Source organism: Arthrobacter sp. NPDC056691, assembly GCF_042791415.1.
Classification (GTDB): domain Bacteria; phylum Actinomycetota; class Actinomycetes; order Actinomycetales; family Micrococcaceae; genus Arthrobacter.
The window spans coordinates 46,912-62,870 of the sequence record NZ_JBHTXX010000008.1 but is presented as its reverse complement, the minus strand read 5'-3'; the positions used below and the strand labels follow the sequence as shown (position 1 = coordinate 62,870).

The 15,959-nt window shown below is 65.3% G+C and carries 16 protein-coding genes; 10 read left to right on the top strand and 6 right to left on the bottom strand.

Annotated elements, in window-relative coordinates; translation table 11 throughout:
* Positions 1 to 256 precede the first annotated feature (256 nt).
* Complete coding sequence (locus ACFRAU_RS09085; protein ID WP_377999638.1) at positions 257 to 1,819, top strand: M23 family metallopeptidase; 1,563 nt, start codon at positions 257 to 259, stop codon at positions 1,817 to 1,819.
* Between the two features lie 15 nt (positions 1,820 to 1,834).
* On the opposite strand, the gene ACFRAU_RS09080 is transcribed toward ACFRAU_RS09085, so the two are convergent.
* Together ACFRAU_RS09080 and ACFRAU_RS09075 are read right to left on the bottom strand one after the other, a co-directional pair.
* Positions 1,835 to 2,521: a response regulator gene (locus ACFRAU_RS09080; RefSeq protein ID WP_377999637.1), complete on the bottom strand. Its 687-nt coding sequence runs from the start codon at positions 2,519 to 2,521 to the stop codon at positions 1,835 to 1,837.
* Complete coding sequence (locus tag ACFRAU_RS09075) at positions 2,518 to 4,131, bottom strand: ATP-binding protein (protein ID WP_377999636.1); 1,614 nt, start codon at positions 4,129 to 4,131, stop codon at positions 2,518 to 2,520. Before ACFRAU_RS09075 ends, ACFRAU_RS09080 begins: the two co-directional genes overlap by 4 nt.
* A gap of 267 nt (positions 4,132 to 4,398) precedes the next feature.
* Here ACFRAU_RS09075 and ACFRAU_RS09070 point away from each other — a divergent pair, with 267 nt between their 5' ends.
* The 3 genes from ACFRAU_RS09070 to ACFRAU_RS09060 all read left to right on the top strand — a co-directional run bounded on the left by ACFRAU_RS09070 (position 4,399) and on the right by ACFRAU_RS09060 (position 7,316).
* Positions 4,399 to 5,247 carry an ABC transporter ATP-binding protein gene (locus ACFRAU_RS09070; RefSeq protein WP_377993581.1) on the top strand — a complete coding sequence of 283 codons (849 nt, stop codon included), beginning with the start codon at positions 4,399 to 4,401 and terminating at the stop codon, positions 5,245 to 5,247.
* The gene (locus tag ACFRAU_RS09065) at positions 5,244 to 6,125 is read left to right on the top strand and encodes an ABC transporter permease (protein ID WP_377999635.1); all 882 of its coding nucleotides are present in this window, start codon (positions 5,244 to 5,246) and stop codon (positions 6,123 to 6,125) included. Before ACFRAU_RS09070 ends, ACFRAU_RS09065 begins: the two co-directional genes overlap by 4 nt.
* 75 nt (positions 6,126 to 6,200) lie before the next feature.
* Positions 6,201 to 7,316 carry an ABC transporter substrate-binding protein gene (locus ACFRAU_RS09060; protein WP_377999634.1) on the top strand — a complete coding sequence of 372 codons (1,116 nt, stop codon included), beginning with the start codon at positions 6,201 to 6,203 and terminating at the stop codon, positions 7,314 to 7,316.
* Between the two features lie 126 nt (positions 7,317 to 7,442).
* Here ACFRAU_RS09060 and ACFRAU_RS09055 read toward each other — a convergent pair whose 3' ends face one another.
* From ACFRAU_RS09055 to ACFRAU_RS09045, 3 genes are all read right to left on the bottom strand, one after another.
* On the bottom strand, positions 7,443 to 8,297 hold the full coding sequence (locus tag ACFRAU_RS09055; RefSeq protein WP_377999723.1) for an IclR family transcriptional regulator: 855 nt from the start codon (positions 8,295 to 8,297) through the stop codon (positions 7,443 to 7,445).
* Between the two features lie 183 nt (positions 8,298 to 8,480).
* Complete coding sequence (locus ACFRAU_RS09050; RefSeq protein ID WP_377999633.1) at positions 8,481 to 9,752, bottom strand: aminopeptidase P family protein; 1,272 nt, start codon at positions 9,750 to 9,752, stop codon at positions 8,481 to 8,483.
* Positions 9,753 to 9,786: 34 nt separating this feature from the next.
* Positions 9,787 to 11,160 carry an MFS transporter gene (locus ACFRAU_RS09045; protein WP_377999632.1) on the bottom strand — a complete coding sequence of 458 codons (1,374 nt, stop codon included), beginning with the start codon at positions 11,158 to 11,160 and terminating at the stop codon, positions 9,787 to 9,789.
* A gap of 495 nt (positions 11,161 to 11,655) precedes the next feature.
* Here ACFRAU_RS09045 and ACFRAU_RS09040 point away from each other — a divergent pair, with 495 nt between their 5' ends.
* The gene (locus tag ACFRAU_RS09040; protein ID WP_377999631.1) at positions 11,656 to 12,213 is read left to right on the top strand and encodes an NADPH-dependent FMN reductase; all 558 of its coding nucleotides are present in this window, start codon (positions 11,656 to 11,658) and stop codon (positions 12,211 to 12,213) included.
* Between the two features lie 30 nt (positions 12,214 to 12,243).
* Here ACFRAU_RS09040 and ACFRAU_RS09035 read toward each other — a convergent pair whose 3' ends face one another.
* Positions 12,244 to 12,795, bottom strand: a complete 552-nt coding sequence (locus tag ACFRAU_RS09035; protein WP_377999630.1) for a dihydrofolate reductase family protein — start codon at positions 12,793 to 12,795, stop codon at positions 12,244 to 12,246.
* A 160-nt stretch (positions 12,796 to 12,955) separates the two neighbouring features.
* Here ACFRAU_RS09035 and ACFRAU_RS09030 point away from each other — a divergent pair, with 160 nt between their 5' ends.
* From ACFRAU_RS09030 to ACFRAU_RS09010, 5 genes are all read left to right on the top strand, one after another.
* Positions 12,956 to 13,414, top strand: coding sequence for a hypothetical protein (locus ACFRAU_RS09030; RefSeq protein WP_377999629.1), 459 nt, complete (start codon positions 12,956 to 12,958; stop codon positions 13,412 to 13,414).
* Positions 13,415 to 13,670: 256 nt separating this feature from the next.
* Positions 13,671 to 14,000 (top strand): PadR family transcriptional regulator, encoded by a 330-nt coding sequence (locus ACFRAU_RS09025; protein ID WP_377999628.1) that lies wholly within the window; start codon positions 13,671 to 13,673, stop codon positions 13,998 to 14,000.
* Between the two features lie 2 nt (positions 14,001 to 14,002).
* Entirely contained in the window at positions 14,003 to 14,374 is a 372-nt protein-coding gene (locus ACFRAU_RS09020; protein WP_377999627.1) for a DUF1048 domain-containing protein, read from the top strand.
* Positions 14,371 to 15,198, top strand: a complete 828-nt coding sequence (locus ACFRAU_RS09015) for an ABC transporter ATP-binding protein (RefSeq protein WP_377999626.1) — start codon at positions 14,371 to 14,373, stop codon at positions 15,196 to 15,198. The genes ACFRAU_RS09020 and ACFRAU_RS09015 overlap by 4 nt, the downstream gene beginning before the upstream one ends.
* On the top strand, positions 15,195 to 15,956 hold the full coding sequence (locus ACFRAU_RS09010; protein ID WP_377999625.1) for an ABC transporter permease: 762 nt from the start codon (positions 15,195 to 15,197) through the stop codon (positions 15,954 to 15,956). Before ACFRAU_RS09015 ends, ACFRAU_RS09010 begins: the two co-directional genes overlap by 4 nt.
* Positions 15,957 to 15,959 lie beyond the last annotated feature (3 nt).

The following is a 15,959-nucleotide window of genomic DNA, read 5'->3' as shown; positions in this document are numbered from 1 at the left end:
CAACTCAGGGCGTTCCCAGCGCTGAGACCGCCCTGTGCTGCGACCTACTTTGTGCCGGGCCGGTCTCGGTGTGGGCGCATCGGGATTCCTCAACGTCAGCCGAAGATTTGCGCACTTAGGGGTAGGTCCCGGTCAAGATTTTCCGAGCTTATCCACATATGCGGCCGTAGCGGTTTCGCTGACCTGCCCGGCATGCTCCCATGTTAGGAGCATGCCGTCATCCACCAGCATCCGGCGGCCTTCATGGGGAGATCTAATGTCAAAGCATCTGGCGCCAGCCGCTGTCCGGCACACACCACAGATCCTGCGTCCTGCCGTCCTAAGTCGTGCCGTTCGGGTAGGGGCTGGCACGGCTTTCCTGGCGGTCTATGCCTTGGGATTCCAGAGCACCGGCCCGGTTCTTTCGTCCGGGCAGATGCCCGCCGAGCAGGCTGCCGACGTCGCCGTCAACGCGCCTCTCGTATCCGCTGCCGTGGCTGAGGCTGCTGAGGGCTCGGGTTCGAGCGTCCCAGGTTCAAGCCTTGTCGTTTCGAACACCGGTGCCGTCTCGGCCTCTGCGGATGCGTTGCTGTCCTACAGTCGCACCGTGGTCTTTACCGAAGCGAAGCCAGTGAGTGAAAAGCTCGATGTGGTTTCAACCAAGGTGCGGCGCCCCGCGGCCGGAAGTCTGATGGCGCCGTTGGAGGTCCTGGTTCCCACCTCGCACTTTGGACTGCGGACAAGTCCAATTTCCGGCGTGGCAGGTGAGTTTCACTGGGGCCAGGACTTTGCGGCCGCCTGCGGAACTAACGTCTACGCAGCCGATGCGGGCGTGGTGCGGGCAGTGGGATGGCACCCGTGGGGTGGCGGCAACCGAGTGGAAATCGACCACGGCAACGGCCTGATCACTACCTATAACCACCTTGAGGGCATCGGCGTAAAGAAGGGCCAGACAGTCCAGGTGGGGCAACTCATCGCCAAGGTCGGGACCACAGGCTCATCAACCGGATGCCACCTGCACTTCGAAACCATCCTGAACGGCAAACACACGGACCCCGACAACTGGACCCTGCTGCGGCTTCGCCATTCGGGGCCAGTCGCCAACATAACGATGACCGACTACCGGAAGTCCGGCACCGCTACGGAAACGCCGAATTGGGCTGTCCCGGTCGGGGCCAGCGCTCGCGCTGCGGCGGTCAACGACGAGCACGGGACATCGGCAAGCGTTTCGACGGCCAAGTCCTTCAAGACTGCCAAAGTGTCTGTTTCCGCAGCGAAGCCCTCCTCTCGGCGGGCCGCCGCTCCGGCACACAAGGCAGCCACACCTAAGCACGCCGCACCGGCTCCGGCACACAAGGCGGCTGCGCCCAAGCACGCAGCGCCGGTCCCCTCGCCGAAGGTGACTGCGCCGAAAGTGACCGTGCCTAAGCCGGTGACCCCGGCTCCGGCGCCGAAGCCAAGCACGCCGGCACCAAAGCCTGAGCCTGCACCCGCGCCCAAACCAGTTCCGGCACCCGCCATCACGCCCGCCCCCGCAACCACGCCGGCAAGCCCTGCTCCCGCGCCTACGGCTGCTCCCGTTCCGAAGGCGTCCGCTCCGGTTCCTGCTCCGATTGCCACGCCGGCACCGGCAGTTACTCCTGCCCCGGCCCCTTCACCCACAGCCTCCGCGGCGCCGAATGCGGCAGCGCCGGCTCCGGCTCCGACGGCAGCAGCCGCTCCCGCGGCGGCGCCGGCACCGGCATCCTCGGGCTCTGCAGCATCGAGCTCCACCGCGGCTCCTGCCATCGTTGCCGCTGAGGAAGTAACGAGGAAGACGGGGGCCAGGCACTCAAAATAGCGTGGTGGAGCGGAGCTAGCGGGTATCGGCGGGGATGTAGGTGTTCACCGGCCGCCCGGTGGTGCCGTACTCGAGGTGGAGTGCCACACGGTCCTTGCGTTCCAGCTCGCTCAGGTAGCGCTGTGCGGTGGGCCGCGAGATGCCGATCAGGTCCGAGACGTCCTGTGCGCCCAGGGGCCGGCCGGCCGCCACCACGGCGTCGAGCACCTTCTGCATGGTCGGCGGGAGGCGCCTCGCGGAGCTGGTGCCGGCTGCGGGCGCCACAGAAGCCCGCCGGGATGCGAACAGGGCGTCCACGTCCGTCTGCCCGGTGATCCGCCGGGACTCGGCGTCCGCGCGCCACTTCTGGTAGGCCCGCAGCTGCTCAGCGAGCTGCTCGAACCCGAACGGCTTCACCAAGTAGTACACCGCCCCGCCGCGCATCGCCGCCCGCACGGTCCCGACGTCGCGCGCCGCCGTGATGATGATGACGTCCACGTCCTCACCCGCCTCGCGCAGCGACTGCAGCAGCGAGATGCCGTCCTCGTCCGGCAGGTAGACGTCCAGGAGCAGGAGGTCGGGGCGCTGCCCCGCGATCGCGGCGCGCGCCTCGGCAACGGTGTGCGCCTCACCGACGCACTCGTACCCGGGAACGCGCGCCACCTGGGCGGCGTGCAGCCGCGCCACGCGGTAGTCGTCGTCGACAACCAGCACCCGGATCATCCTTCTGCCCCGCCTTTCGGAATCCATACTTCGAAGCGTCCGCCCGGCCCGGCGAACACATCCATCGTGCCACCTGCGCGGCGCACGATCCTCGCCACGAGCGCCAAGCCTATGCCGCGCCGCAGCGCCGGGCCGCCGTCCTGCCCCGCCCGTTCGGTTTTCGTCGTAAAGCCGTCGCGTACGACGTCGTCCACCGCCTCTGCAGGGACGCCCGGACCGCTGTCGGTCACTGAGACGAAAACGCCGGCGGAGTCATCCAGGGTAAGCGTCACTTCCCGTGGTCCCGAAAGGCTGGAGACGGCGTCGACCGCGTTGTCCAGCAGGTTCCCCACGATGGTCAGGAGATCCTGCGTCCCGAGCCCCGGTTCGCGGAGCCGTGATTCGTCGGAGACCGCCACGCTCACGTCCTGCTCCGCGGCCACCGTGATCTTTGCATAGATGAGCGCTGCGAGCTCGGGCGGTTCGATCCGTGCGCGCAGGCCCTCGCCGAGGGAGCGCGACGTGTCCGCGATGCCCGAGATGAAGGTGCGTGCCTGCTCGATGTCGCCCAGATGGAGGAGCGCGCCCACCGTGTGCATCCGGTTTGCATACTCGTGCTCCTGCGCACGCAGGGCAGCCATCAGCCCTTCCAACGCACGCAGGTCCCGCACCAGCGCTTCCACTTCGGTGCGGTCGCGCAGGGTCACGACGGCGCCCACGCTCCGGCCGCCCACGCTCACCGGCATGCGGTTGGCCACGAGGAGGGAGTCGTCGGTGATGATCGTCTGATCGGCGCCGGGCGCCTCGCCGGTGAGGACGTCGCGGAGCCGTCCCTCCGGGATGAGCTCCTCCACCGGGCGGTCGAGCGGCGTGTTTTCGAGGCGCAGCAGGCGCCGGGCCTCGCCGTTGATCACGGTGACCCGGCCGGCGTCGTCAATTCCCACCATGCCCTCGCGGATACCGTGCAGCAGGGCCTCCCGCTCCTGCAGGAGCGAGGCGATCTCCGACGGTTCGAGTCCGAACGTCGCGCGCTTGATGGCCCGCGCCAGCAGGAACGAGCCCGCACCGCCGATCAGGAGGATGAGCACCGAGGACCCGCCCACGATGCCGGCGTCCCGTTCAAGCTCCACGCTGACGGTGGTCTCGAGGATGCCCACCGAGACTTGTCCGACGACGTTCCCCGCCGCATCCAGGATCGGCGCCTTCGCATTGGCGGAGTCGCCCAGGCTGCCGTGGTCCGTGCCCACATGGGTCTGGCCGTCGAGCACGGCCACCGGCTCTTCGAGCCGCTTTCCAATGAGCGACGGCGTGGGGTGGGAGAAGCGGATGCCGTCCCGGTCCGTGACTACCACGTAGTCCGTCTCCGCGCGCGTGCGCACACGCTCGGCGATGCCCTGGATCTGGTGGCCCTGATCGCCGGTGGCCACGCCGGTCGCGACCTCCGGCATCTGCGCCACGGATTCCGCGACGCCAAGGGCCCGCAGCCGGAACTGGTCATCGAGGACCTGGCCGGTGATGCGGTTGGTCACCAGCCCGCCCAGTCCCACCGTGACCACGATCAGCACGAGCGTCCACACAAGGATCTGGGAAGCGAGCGGCCGGGCGCCCCACCACGCCTTCGGGCTGCTCACCGCCCGCATCCTGCCCGGCCGAGCGCGGCATTCCGGGCGCCCCGGACGGCATTCCGATCAAAAGGTTCAAAACCTGAATGAAGGCTAATAACCCTCACAAGGCACGCAAGCGTGGCCCTGACCCGGCAGTCCTTTCTACGGTGGGTGCACTGATCATGACTCATGTCACAAAGGACGAACTGTCGAAGGCATGGCTCAAGGATCCACCGGACAAAGGCGTCGCCGCAAATGAGGCGGCTGGCGCAGACAACAGAGAGGCTTTACGCCATGGGTGTAAACCATCGAATCCGCCCACCAGCGGATGGCGGCAAGGATGCCGGCATTGATATCGCGGGGCTGACCAAGCGCTACCTCACGCCGAAGGGTGAGACGTTCACCGCGATTCAGGATGTGACGCTTGCTGTGGAACCCGGGCAGTTCTGCTCGATTGTCGGCCCCACGGGCTGCGGCAAGTCCACCACGCTGGCACAGGTCTCCGGGCTGGAGCGTCCCAGCCAGGGCTCTGTGCGCGTCGGCGGCCAGGCCGTCGAGGGTGTCACGGACGGCGTCAGCTACATGTTCCAGGCGGATGCGCTCTTCCCGTGGAAGAGCGTGCTGAGCAACGTGATGATGGGACCGGTGCTGCTGGGAACCCCCAAGCGCGAGGCCACCCTGCTCGCGAGGGACTGGATCCGCCGTGTGGGGCTGGCCGGCTTTGAGGACCGCTACCCGCACCAGCTCTCGGGCGGAATGCGCAAGCGCGTTGCCATGGCCGCCGCCCTCATCAACAATCCGAGGATCCTGCTCATGGACGAGCCGTTCGGTGCGCTCGACGTGCAGACCAAGGCCATCATGCAGAACGAGCTGCTCAAGCTCTGGGAGGAGCTCAGGCCCTCGGTCCTCTTCATCACCCACGACCTCGACGAGGCCGTGGCGCTCTCCGACCGGGTGGTGATCATGACCAGCAGCCCCGGAACGGTCAAGGACGTTTTCGACATCGACCTCCCCCGGCCGCGCGGAAATGTCCAGGAAATCCGCCACGAGGAGCGCTTCCTCGAACTGCAGGGCCAGATCTGGGAATCGCTCAAAGACGAGGTCACCCGCGCCTACGCCAAGACGGCAGGTGCAGCAGCATGACCACTCTTGTGCAGGAGGAAACGGTGAACCCGCAGCAGCAACAGCAGCAGGCCGCGGCCGCGCAGTCCGGCAAAACGCAGTACCGGCGCCGCGCAACGGCAGTCTGGGTGGGCCGCGCCGTCCTCGCCGTGGCAGTAATCGGCGGCTGGCAGTGGTTCACTTCGGAAGGCTGGGTGGATGCGTTCTTCTTCGGCCAGCCCAGTGAGATCTGGAACAGCCTCGTGAAGCTCTTCACCGAGGGAACGGCCTTCGGCACCATCTGGGAGAATCTCTGGATCACCATGCAGGAGGCGTGCCTGGGCTTCCTTCTCGGCACGTTCGTCGGCGTGGTCCTCGGACTCCTGCTGGGCTCGAACAAGTACCTCTCGGCCGTCGTGGGGCCTTACATCCGGATCGTGAACTCAATTCCCCGCATCGTCCTCGGATCGATCTTCATCGTGGCCTTCGGCCTCGGCGTCTTCCCGAAGGTTCTGCTCGCCGCAGTGCTGGTCTTCTTCGTCGTCTTCTTCAACGCCTTCCAGGGCGTGCGTGAGGTGGACCAGAACCTCGTCGCGAACGTCCGGGTGCTCGGTGCATCACCGCTCCAGGTGGCCGTCCACGTAACCATTCCCTCGGCGATGACGTGGATCATCGCGAGCCTCCACACGGCCTTCGGCTTCGCGATCATCGGCGCACTCGTCGCGGAGGTGCTCGGCGCCCAGCAGGGCATCGGCCTGATCATCAGCCAGGCGCAGGGCACCTTCGACCCGAACACTGTGTTCGCCTGCATGGTGATCATCGCCGTGATCACGCTCGCCGCCGAGTACCTGATCAGCCTGCTGGAACACACCCTGCTGAAATGGCGGCCGCCAAACCGCTCCGAAGCCCAGGCCATCTGACAGCCCAGGCCGTCCAACCGATTTACACCCGTCAAACACAGCAACATCCAGAAGAGAAAAAGGAAAAGTGCCCCAATGATGAAGCACAAGCTCTACGCCACCGCTGCCCTGGGCGTGGTCGCCCTCAGCCTCGCCGCCTGCGGCGGCGGCACCTCGGCCAGCTCGCCCGCCTCCAGCGGTTCCGGCAGCACCGCGTCAGCGGACACCTCGACAATGCCAACGGTCAAGCTCATGGTGGGCGGCATCGACAAGCAGATCTACCTGCCCTACCAGCTGGCGGAAAGCCTCGGCTACTACACGAAGTACGGCGTGAAGGTGGAGCTCTCCACGGAGCAGCACGGCGGCGTCGGGGCGGAAGAAGCCATGGCGTCCGGCCAGGTGGACATGGCCGGTGCGTGGTACATCCACACGGTCGACTTCCAGTCCAAGGGCAAGAACGTCATCGACCTCGTGCAGCTCTCCAGTGCACCGGGCGAGCGCATCATGTGCAGCCCCAAAGCCAACGTCCACTCGGGCGCGGACCTCAGGGGCAAGACCGTCGGCGTGACCGACCTCGGCTCGGGCACCGATGAGCTCACCCAGTTCATCGCGGCCAAAGCCGGAGTCACGAAGAACGATTACCACACCATCGCCGTGGGCGCCGGAGCCACCGCCATCGCGGCCATCCAGCGCGGCTCCGCCGACTGCGTCATGACCACCCAGCCCACAGTCGGCGCGCTGGAGAGCAAGAACCTCGCCGTCTCGGCAATCGACCTGGCGACCGCGGACGGCACCAAGGGCGCGCTCGGCGGCTCCTGGCCCGCGGCCAGCGTGCTGGCACAGGCCGACTGGGTCAATTCCCACGAAGCCGAGGCCCAGAAGGTTGTCAACGCACTCGTGGACACCATGCACTGGATCAGCACCCACTCGGCCGCAGAGATCGCGGACAAGCTGCCCTCCACCTTCGTCCAGAACAGCACCATCTCGAAGGACCAGTACGTCAAGGCGCTGGACACGGACAAGGGACAGTTCCTGCCTGATGGCCTCATGCCGGCTGGCGGCCCCAAGACCATCTTCGCAATGGAGAAGCAGAACGGCGTGGACACCTCCAAGGTGACCTTCGGCGGCACCTTCACCAACAAGTACGCGGACGCCGCGCTCAAGCTCGAGGGCTACACGCCCACCACTGCGCCGGCCGGCTCGGACGGCTGATCCCCACCGGGCTTGCGTCACCAAAGCTAAAGTACGACGGCGGGCCCGCACCTTTCAGCGCGAAAGGTGCGGGCTTTGCCTGTGGTTCTTACGTGGTGCGGTGGTGCTTAGTCGCTGCTGCGGTCCTTACGCGCTGCGGCGCTGCTTTGGAGCCACCCCGCCCAGGCGCTGCGTGACCTGCCCGGCCGCGCTCGCGCAGGCTTCGCCGAGGCTTTGCAGTGTGTCGGGGGAAACCCGGAACTTGGGTGCGGGGATGAGGACGGCGGCCGCGATGTCGCCGCGGTGGTCGTAAACGGGTGCCGCGATGCCAACCTCCTCGATGGACGTCTCGCCGTAGTTGATGGCCCAACCGCGCTTGCTGACGTCCCCGAGCCGCTGCAGGTACTCCTCGACGGAGTGGCCGTCGAGGCCGGGCAGGGTGATGGTGCCGCTGCGGAGCAGGGTGCTCACTCGTTCGGTTTGTTCGCCGGCGAGAAAGATCTGGACCGAGGCGCTGAGGGCGTCGTTGTACCGGGCGCCGAGCGGGGTGGTGTGCTTGACCTGCTGGCGGCTGGCGATCTGCTCCACGCACATCGACTCCGTGCCGTTCCACACCATCAGGGCGCTGGTCTCACCGGTCCGTTCGGTGAGTTCCCGCAGCACCGGGTAGGCCACGCGGCGTTCCTCGAGCTCGGCGAGCAGCGGCCCAGCCACCGCGATGAGGCCCAGCCCCAGCCGGAAGCGGCGCGTGTCCGGGTCCCGCTCCACCAGGTGCTCCTGCTCGAACGTGGCCAGGATCCGGGACACCGTGCTCTTGTGCAGGCCAACACGGCTGGCGATTTCCGTGACGCCCAGCATCGGCTCGTCCGCGGTGAAACTGCGGAGCACGGCGATGGCGTTGACGATCACCGAGGCGCCGCGGGCGTCGCCGCTGGCGGCTTCGTTGCCGGCGTCCTTGCCGGTGTCGGGGGCTGGCTTCGCGGGTGTTGCCGGGGGAGTCATGGTGTTCACTATATTTCTTCGCGGTCGTGCTTCCGGTCAATGTTGCCGAGCGGAAGCGGGGGTGGGCATGCCCTCCCGGCCGGCCGCCGTCGTCGTACTTAACCCAAGGCTGCTAAATCAACAGCCTTGACGACAACGGTTGCCCGGGGAGGGCATGCCCTGATTGTTTGTTACCCGACGGCGTTAGGCGCTGATGATGTTGTATTCGGGGCCGAACGGGAACGTGGTGATGTTCTCGGCGCCGTCCTCGCCCACCACCAGGATGTCGTGCTCGCGGTAGCCGCCCGCGCCGGGCTGGCCCTCGAGGACCGTGATCATCGGTTCCATGGAGACCACCATGCCCGGTTCGAGCACGGTGTCGATGTCTTCGCGGAGCTCGAGCCCGGCTTCGCGGCCGTAGTAGTGGCTGAGGACGCCGAAGGAGTGGCCGTAGCCGAAGGTGCGGTTGGCGAGCAGGCCGTGGGACACGTAGATCTCGTTGAGCTCGGCGGCGATGTCCTTGCAGACGGCGCCGGGCTTGATGAGTTCCAGGCCGCGCCGGTGGACCTCGACGTTGATGTTCCACAGTTCGAGCGAGCGGGCATCCGGTTCGCCGTAGAACAGCGTCCGCTCCAGGGCCGTGTAGTAGCCGGAGGTCATGGGGAAGCAGTTCAGGCTCAGGATGTCGTGTTCCTGGATTTTCCGGGTGGTGGCCCAGTTGTGCGCGCCGTCGGTGTTGATGCCGGACTGGAACCACACCCAAGTGTCGCGGATCTCGGAGTCGGGGAACGTGCGGGCGATCTCGTGCACCATGGCCTCGGTGCCGATGAGGGCCACCTCGTATTCGGTGATGCCGGCGGTGATCGCGTTGCGGATTGCTTCGCCGCCGAGGTCGCCGATGCGGGCGCCGTGCTTGATGACCTCGATTTCCTCGGCGGACTTGATCATGCGCTGGCGCATTGCGGCCTGGGCCACGTCCACCAGGGTGGCGGAATCGAACGCGGCCTGGATCTTGTTGCGGTTGTCCAGCGGCAGGGAATCGTCCTCGACGCCGAGCCGGCGGACGCTGATGCCGCGGGTGCGCAGCACCTCCTGGATCCCGTGGATGAAGTTGTCCCGCCGCCAGTCCGTGTACACGAGGTTGTCGCCGTAGCTGCGGCGCCAAGGCATGCCGGCGTCGATATTTGCGGTGACGGTGACCGTGTCCTCCTTGGTGACCACCATGGCGTAGGAGCGGCCGAAGTAGGTGAACAGGAAGTCGGAGTAGTACTTGATCGAGTGGTAGCTGGTCAGGACGACGGCGTCCAGGTCCTTCTCGGCCATGATGCTGCGCAGGCCGGCGAGGCGGCGCTCGAACTCTTCATTCGAGAAAGTCAGGGTGACCTTCTCGCCGTTGTTGAGGACCTTGAGGCGTTCGAGCTTGGCGACGTCGTTGACAGTGTCGCCGCGACGGGGGAGGTTCTCGGTGATGGTCATGCTTGTTCCTTTTCTTTCTTGGGTGGGTGTGGTGTCAGTGCTGCTGCAGGGGCTTCTTGGAAGTCTCCACGGCGAACAGGACTGCGATCAGGGAAACCAGTGAGGCGGCCACGAGGTACCAGCCGGGAGCCAGCTTGTTGTGCGTGAGGCCGATGAGGAGGGTGGCCATGAACGGGGCGGTGCCGCCGAACAGGGCGTTGGAGAGGTTGAAGCTGACGGCGAACCCGCTGTACCTGGTCTTCGTGGGGAAGAGCTCGGCCAGGAAGCTGGGCAGCGTGCCGTCGTTGAGGGTGAGCATGCCGCCCAGGAGGATCTGGACCAGGACGATCACCAGGAAGTTGCCCGTGTCCAGGAGCATGAACGCCGGCACGGTCAGCAGCATGAACAGCACGGACGCGGTGATCAGCATGCGCTTCCGGCCGAACCTGTCCGAGGCGATGCCCGTAAGGAAGATGAAGCCGATGTAGCTGGCCAGCGCGATTGTGGTGGCCAGGAACGACTCGCCGGCGCCGAAACCCAGTTCCTCGGCGAGGTAGGTGGGCATGTAGCTGAGGATGACGTAGAAGCCGACGGCGTTCAGCAGCACCGCGCCCGTGGCGATGATGAGCTGCCGCCTGTTGTTCCGGAACATGTCCCGGGCGGGTGCCTTGCCGTGCTCCTCCTGCGAGAGGGCGCGGAACGCGGGGGTGTCCTCGAGCTTGGTGCGGATGTACCGGCCGATCAGGCCCATCGGGGCGGCGAGCAGGAACGGCAGGCGCCAGCCCCAGTCGTGCAGCTGGCTTTCGCTAAGGACTGAGGTGAGGAGTGCGGCCAGCAAGCTGCCCAGCAGCAGTCCCGCCGCGGTGCTTGCGGGTACGACGGCGGCATACAGTCCGCGCCGATGTGCCGGTGCGTACTCCACCAGGAAGGCGGAAGCGCCGGCGTACTCGCCCGAGGCGGAGAACCCCTGGACGACGCGGACCAGCAGGAGCAGGACCGGCGCCAGGAAACCAATGGTGCCGTAGCCGGGGATCAGGGCAATGCAGAACGTGGCCACAGACATGATGACGATCGAAAGCGACAGCGCTTTCCGCCGTCCCAGCCGGTCTCCGATGTGGCCCCAGAAGAAGCCGCCCAGGGGCCGGACGAAGAAGGAGATGGCGAAGACGCCGAAGGTTGCCAGCAATGCTGTCTGGCGGTCGGCCTCCGGGAAGAAGACCGTGGAGATGATGCCGGCCAGGTAGCCGTAGACGGCGTAATCGAACCATTCGACGAAGTTGCCGATGAAGCTCGCGGTGATGACCCGGCGTCGGGTGTCTTTGCTGACCCCGTCGCCGGAGTGGGGTGCCTCGTTGGGCTGGCTGGCTTGGCTGGCGTGGCCGGTCAGCGGCTCTGCTGCTCCGGCCGTCTGGGTTATCGGGTGTTCCATGTGTCCACCAATGAAAGCTTGGGGTTGCTTGTGTTGCAACGCTGTTGCACCAGACTAGGCGTGACCCGGCTCACTCGTCAATGGGTATTTTTGGGCTTATCTGGCGAGTGTCTTGTCCAATCCGGATAGTGGAGTGCCGCTGAATGGCGAGGGGTCGCTTCGCTATAGAGGTGTGGATGGTTGCAATTGAAACAACCCGGTTGCATTAGGCGACATGATCCGGGTGGCGTGAGATCAGACGCTCCCTCACTTTTCGCCGCCTTTTCCCGGACGCTTCCTCACCTAACGTCGTCTTTTCCCGGACGCGTCCTCACGTTTCGTCGTCTTTTCCCGGACGCTCCCTCACTTTTCGCCGTCTTTCCCCGGACGCGTCCTCACCTTTCGTCGTCTTTTCCCGGCCCTTCCTCACCCAGGTCTGCGCAGCCGGGGCCTGGCTACGGCGTCACCGCCTGCGCCGCTGTATCAAGGAATTACCGGAATGAACGGGAGCGAATCATGGTGAAGATAGCGGTGCTCATCGGCAGCACGCGTCCGCAGCGCCGCAGGAGGCAGGTGGCGGAGTGGGTGTATTCCAGGGCCGGTGCCCGGGGAGGCGCGGACTTCGAGTTGCTTGACCTGGCGGACTACGACCTTCCGCTGCTGGATGAGCCCATACCGCCATCGATGGGTCAGTACACCCACGAGCACATGAAGGTCTGGGCGCAGGCAATCTCCCGCTTCGACGGCTTCATTTTCGTGACCGCCGAATACAACCACTCCGTTCCCGGTGCACTGAAGAACGCGCTGGACTTCCTTTATGCCGAGTGGAACAACAAGGCCGCGGGATTTGTCAGCTACGGAAGTGCCGGGGGAGTTCGGGCGGTCGAAAACCTCCGCCTGATCACGGCGGAGCTGCAGATGGCAGGCGTCCGCGCCCAGGTGGCGCTGCCCTTCGCGTCAGAGTTCGAGAACTACACCGTCTTCACACCGAGTGATGACGCTGAAGAAGCCTTGAAGCCGCTGCTGGACCAGCTCATCTCCTGGTCCACCGCACTCAGGACCATCCGGACCTGACGGGCCCGGGCAGCCCGAAGTGTCCAATCGTCAGTCGTTGCGAACGCTGTAGGTGCTGACGATGTTTCCCTTGCTGGTCCTGTACTGGTCCTTCAGCTCCAGCCTGGTCAGCGGATCGCCGTCCTCGAACAGCCGCCGCCCGCTGCCGGCCACCACTGGATGCGTCATGAGGGTCAGCTCGTCGAGGAGGCCGGCGAACAGCAGCTGCCGGGTGACCGAGATGCTGCCGCATACGGCGATCTCGCCGCCGTCGCGCTTTTTGAGATCGGTGATGAACTCCTCGAGCGGCGCCCCGATCAGGTGCGAATTTTGCCATTCGAGCGGTTCCGACAGGGTGCGCGATGCGACGAACTTTTCCACCGGGTTGATGAAGGCGGCGAAGTCCTCGTCCTGGGAAGCGTTGGGCCAGTACCCCGCCCACTCCTGATAGCTGACCCGTCCGAGCACGACGGTGTCCACGGTGTTGATCATCTTGGTCAGACCCTTGCCGAGGTCCTCATCGAAGCTGTCGAACTGGAAATTGAACGGGTCCTGCACCACGCCATCCACGGAGTGGAACAGTCCGGCGGTCACCTTGCGCATTGGCTCCTCCTAATCGGGTCGTCAGGCATTACCGTATTCGGCCGCGGCCGGCGTGGGAAGGTCCTGCCGCGCGCCGCGGCATTTTGACATGCCGGCGACGCGGGCCGCCAGGGCTCCTATGCTGGCCTAGGAATCGGCGTCGAAAATGAGGGGACCAACGATGATTCACCGCGCTGCCTTCGGTTTAGCCGCGATTGTCGCGCTTTTGCTTTCGGCGTGTTCGGCGCCGAAGGGGGATCCTGCTCCCGCGTCGGCTGTGCCTTCGGTTCAGCAGGAAATGCCGACGGCGGTGGTCCAGAGTGCCGCAGGCAAGAAAGCCGTGGTGCACGCCGGGGTGTCGTCCGCTCCCGAGGCAAGCGGTCAGCTCATCGGCAGTCTTGCCGCGGATAGGGCCGGATGCATCGTGGTGCGGACCCGCGGCGGGGAAGAAACAACGCTGGTCTTCCCTGAAGGCACTGTGTTCAAGGGCGAGTCACTGGCATTGCCGGACGGTTCATCCCTGTCCGCCGGGGCTAACGTGATCTTGGACGGTGCGCGTGTTCCCGCTGACGAGAAATTGAGCGTATGCCCCAACTACTTCAGGCTTTTCACGGTAGTGACAGCCACTGTCAACCGGTAGCGGCGGGATCTGCGGGAGCGTTGGGCGTGGAGGCGGCGGGATCTGCGGGAGCGTTCGGGTGGAGGCGGCGGGATCTGCGGGCGCGTTGGGGGTGGAGGCGGCGGGATCTGCGGGAGCGTTCGGGTGGATAAACGCTCTCTCAGCTTTCGCCGTCGTGCGCTAAACGCTCTCTCACTGTGGCACCATTGCGCTTCGTCTACTTAGCGTTACTATGTACTGGTAGCTAGTAGTACTAAGTAGCTGGAGGAGGTGTCCGGTGGGCAAGCAAATGACGGAGATGCTCAAGGGGACGCTGGAGGGCATCGTTCTTGCCCTCCTGACCGGTAAGCCGGCGTATGGATACGAGATCACGACGCTGCTCAGGGAGAAGGGATTCGCCGATATCGCGGAGGGCACGGTCTATGCGCTGCTGGTGAGGATCGAGCAAAAGGGCCTTGTCGACGTCGAGAAGCGTCCGTCAGAGAAGGGCCCTCCGCGCAAGGTGTACACGCTCAATGCCCAGGGGGATGAGTACCTGGAGGAGTTCTGGAGAACATGGAGCTTTCTGGCCGACCGGCTCGAACAGCTCCGAGAAGGAGGGAAATAGACATGGCCATGGGATGGATTGAGCAGGTCACCGGCTCGCTCGAACAGAAAAAACAGTACCGGCAGTACAAGGCCCGCGCGAAGCAGCTTCCCGCAAACTACCGCACAGCGCTCGAGGCGCTGGAGCGGTACCTGACGTACTTCGGGGCGATCACGAAGGGGGAGACCCTGGTGAAGATGCTGGAGGATCTGGCGGATCTCTTCGTGCAGAGTGCGGCGAGCGGAACCCCGATCCGGGAAGTCGTCGGGGAGGACCCCGTGGAGTTCGCGGAGACGTTCCTCCAGAACTACTCGGAGGGGCAGTGGATCAACAAGGAGCGGAAACGGCTCGCCGAGGCGATCGACGGCATCACGAAAGAGGAGGAGGTCCCATGAGCACCACTGCGCCGCGGGATCGCGAGCCCGCGATCCGCGTGCAGGGCATGGAGAAGTCGTACAAGTCTTTGCAGGTGCTGCGCGGTGTTGATTTCGACGTGGCGCCGGGCAGCATCTTCGCCCTTCTCGGCTCGAACGGGGCAGGAAAGACCACCATGGTGAGGATCCTGTCCACACTTTTAAGGCCCGACGCCGGCACGGCCACCGTGAACGGGTTCGACGTGCTGAAGGAGCCGCTCCGGGTCCGGGAATCCATCAGTCTCACCGGACAGTTCGCAGCGGTGGACGAGGTCCTCTCAGGCCGGGAGAACCTAGTGCTCGTTGCCAGGTTGCGGCACCTGAAAAACCCCGGCAACGTGGCGGATGATCTGCTGGCGCGCTTCAACCTGGCCGACGCAGGATCGCGGAAGGTGTCCGAGTATTCGGGAGGCATGCGCCGCCGTCTCGACATCGCCATGAGCCTGATCGGGCAGCCGAAGGTGATCTTCCTCGATGAGCCGACGACGGGACTCGACCCTGAAGCGCGCATCGAAGTGTGGCAGGTGGTGCAGGATCTCGCCAACCAGGGGACCACCGTTCTGCTGACCACGCAGTATCTCGACGAGGCCGAACAGCTCGCAGACCGAATTGGCATTCTTCATGAGGGACGGATCATCGCTGATGGGACCCTCGCGGAGCTGAAGCAGCTGCTCCCGCCGGCGGAAGTCCAGTACGTCGAGAAGCAGCCGACCCTGGAGGACATCTTCCTCGCACTGGTGGGGAAGGACAGCAGGGCCGGGTCGAGTGTCGCATCCGGCGTCGCATCAAGGGAGGGCCGGTCATGAGCAAGCACTTCTTCGGGGACACTGCCATCCTTCTCGGTCGGTCGATGCGCCACATCTTCCGTAGCGTGGACACGATCATCACCACTGCGATCACGCCGATCGCCCTCATGTTGCTGTTCGTCTACGTGTTTGGCGGCGCCATCAGGACGGACGCCGACAACTACATCAATTACCTGCTTCCCGGAATCATGCTGATCGCGATCGCGTCGGGCATCGCGTATACGGCCGTTCGCTTGTTTACCGACATGAAGAGCGGCATTTTCGAGCGGTTCCAGTCCATGCCGATCGCGCGGTCGTCCGTGCTGTGGGCCCACGTCCTGACGTCGCTGGTTGCCAACGGGCTGTCGCTCGCGATCATCGTTTTGGTGGCCCTTCTTATGGGCTTCCGGACGTCGGCCGGGCCGCTGGAGTGGCTCGCCGTCGTCGGGATCCTCACGCTGTTCACCCTGGCACTCACCTGGATCGCAGTCATCGCCGGGTTGTCTGCCAAGTCCGTGGACGGCGCCGGCGGCTTCTCCTACCCGCTGATCTTCCTGCCCTTCATCAGTTCGGCGTTCGTCCCCACGGACACCATGCCGGGTCCTGTGCGTGCGTTTGCCGAGAACCAGCCGGTCACTTCGATCGTCAACACCATCCAGGACCTGTTTGCGCAGCGTCCCGTCGGCGTCGACATTTGGATCGCTTTGGCATGGTGCCTTGGGAGCCTCGTCCTCGCCTACGTCTTCGCGATGGGCGCTTACCGGCGGAAGATCAGCTAAGGG

What these genes read in the sequence shown, in the direction of transcription:
- ACFRAU_RS09065 (WP_377999635.1), top strand. Translation starts at nt 5,244, where the DNA reads ATGACCACTCTTGTGCAGGAGGAAACGGTGAACCCGCAGCAGCAACAG.
- ACFRAU_RS09020 (WP_377999627.1), top strand. Translation starts at nt 14,003, where the DNA reads ATGGCCATGGGATGGATTGAGCAGGTCACCGGCTCGCTCGAACAGAAA.
- ACFRAU_RS09010 (WP_377999625.1), top strand. Translation starts at nt 15,195, where the DNA reads ATGAGCAAGCACTTCTTCGGGGACACTGCCATCCTTCTCGGTCGGTCG.
- ACFRAU_RS09070 (WP_377993581.1), top strand. Translation starts at nt 4,399, where the DNA reads ATGGGTGTAAACCATCGAATCCGCCCACCAGCGGATGGCGGCAAGGAT.
- ACFRAU_RS09080 (WP_377999637.1), bottom strand. Translation starts at nt 2,521, where the DNA reads ATGATCCGGGTGCTGGTTGTCGACGACGACTACCGCGTGGCGCGGCTG.
- ACFRAU_RS09045 (WP_377999632.1), bottom strand. Translation starts at nt 11,160, where the DNA reads ATGGAACACCCGATAACCCAGACGGCCGGAGCAGCAGAGCCGCTGACC.
- ACFRAU_RS09030 (WP_377999629.1), top strand. Translation starts at nt 12,956, where the DNA reads ATGATTCACCGCGCTGCCTTCGGTTTAGCCGCGATTGTCGCGCTTTTG.
- ACFRAU_RS09055 (WP_377999723.1), bottom strand. Translation starts at nt 8,297, where the DNA reads ATGACTCCCCCGGCAACACCCGCGAAGCCAGCCCCCGACACCGGCAAG.
- ACFRAU_RS09085 (WP_377999638.1), top strand. Translation starts at nt 257, where the DNA reads ATGTCAAAGCATCTGGCGCCAGCCGCTGTCCGGCACACACCACAGATC.
- ACFRAU_RS09050 (WP_377999633.1), bottom strand. Translation starts at nt 9,752, where the DNA reads ATGACCATCACCGAGAACCTCCCCCGTCGCGGCGACACTGTCAACGAC.
- ACFRAU_RS09060 (WP_377999634.1), top strand. Translation starts at nt 6,201, where the DNA reads ATGATGAAGCACAAGCTCTACGCCACCGCTGCCCTGGGCGTGGTCGCC.
- ACFRAU_RS09035 (WP_377999630.1), bottom strand. Translation starts at nt 12,795, where the DNA reads ATGCGCAAGGTGACCGCCGGACTGTTCCACTCCGTGGATGGCGTGGTG.
- ACFRAU_RS09040 (WP_377999631.1), top strand. Translation starts at nt 11,656, where the DNA reads ATGGTGAAGATAGCGGTGCTCATCGGCAGCACGCGTCCGCAGCGCCGC.
- ACFRAU_RS09015 (WP_377999626.1), top strand. Translation starts at nt 14,371, where the DNA reads ATGAGCACCACTGCGCCGCGGGATCGCGAGCCCGCGATCCGCGTGCAG.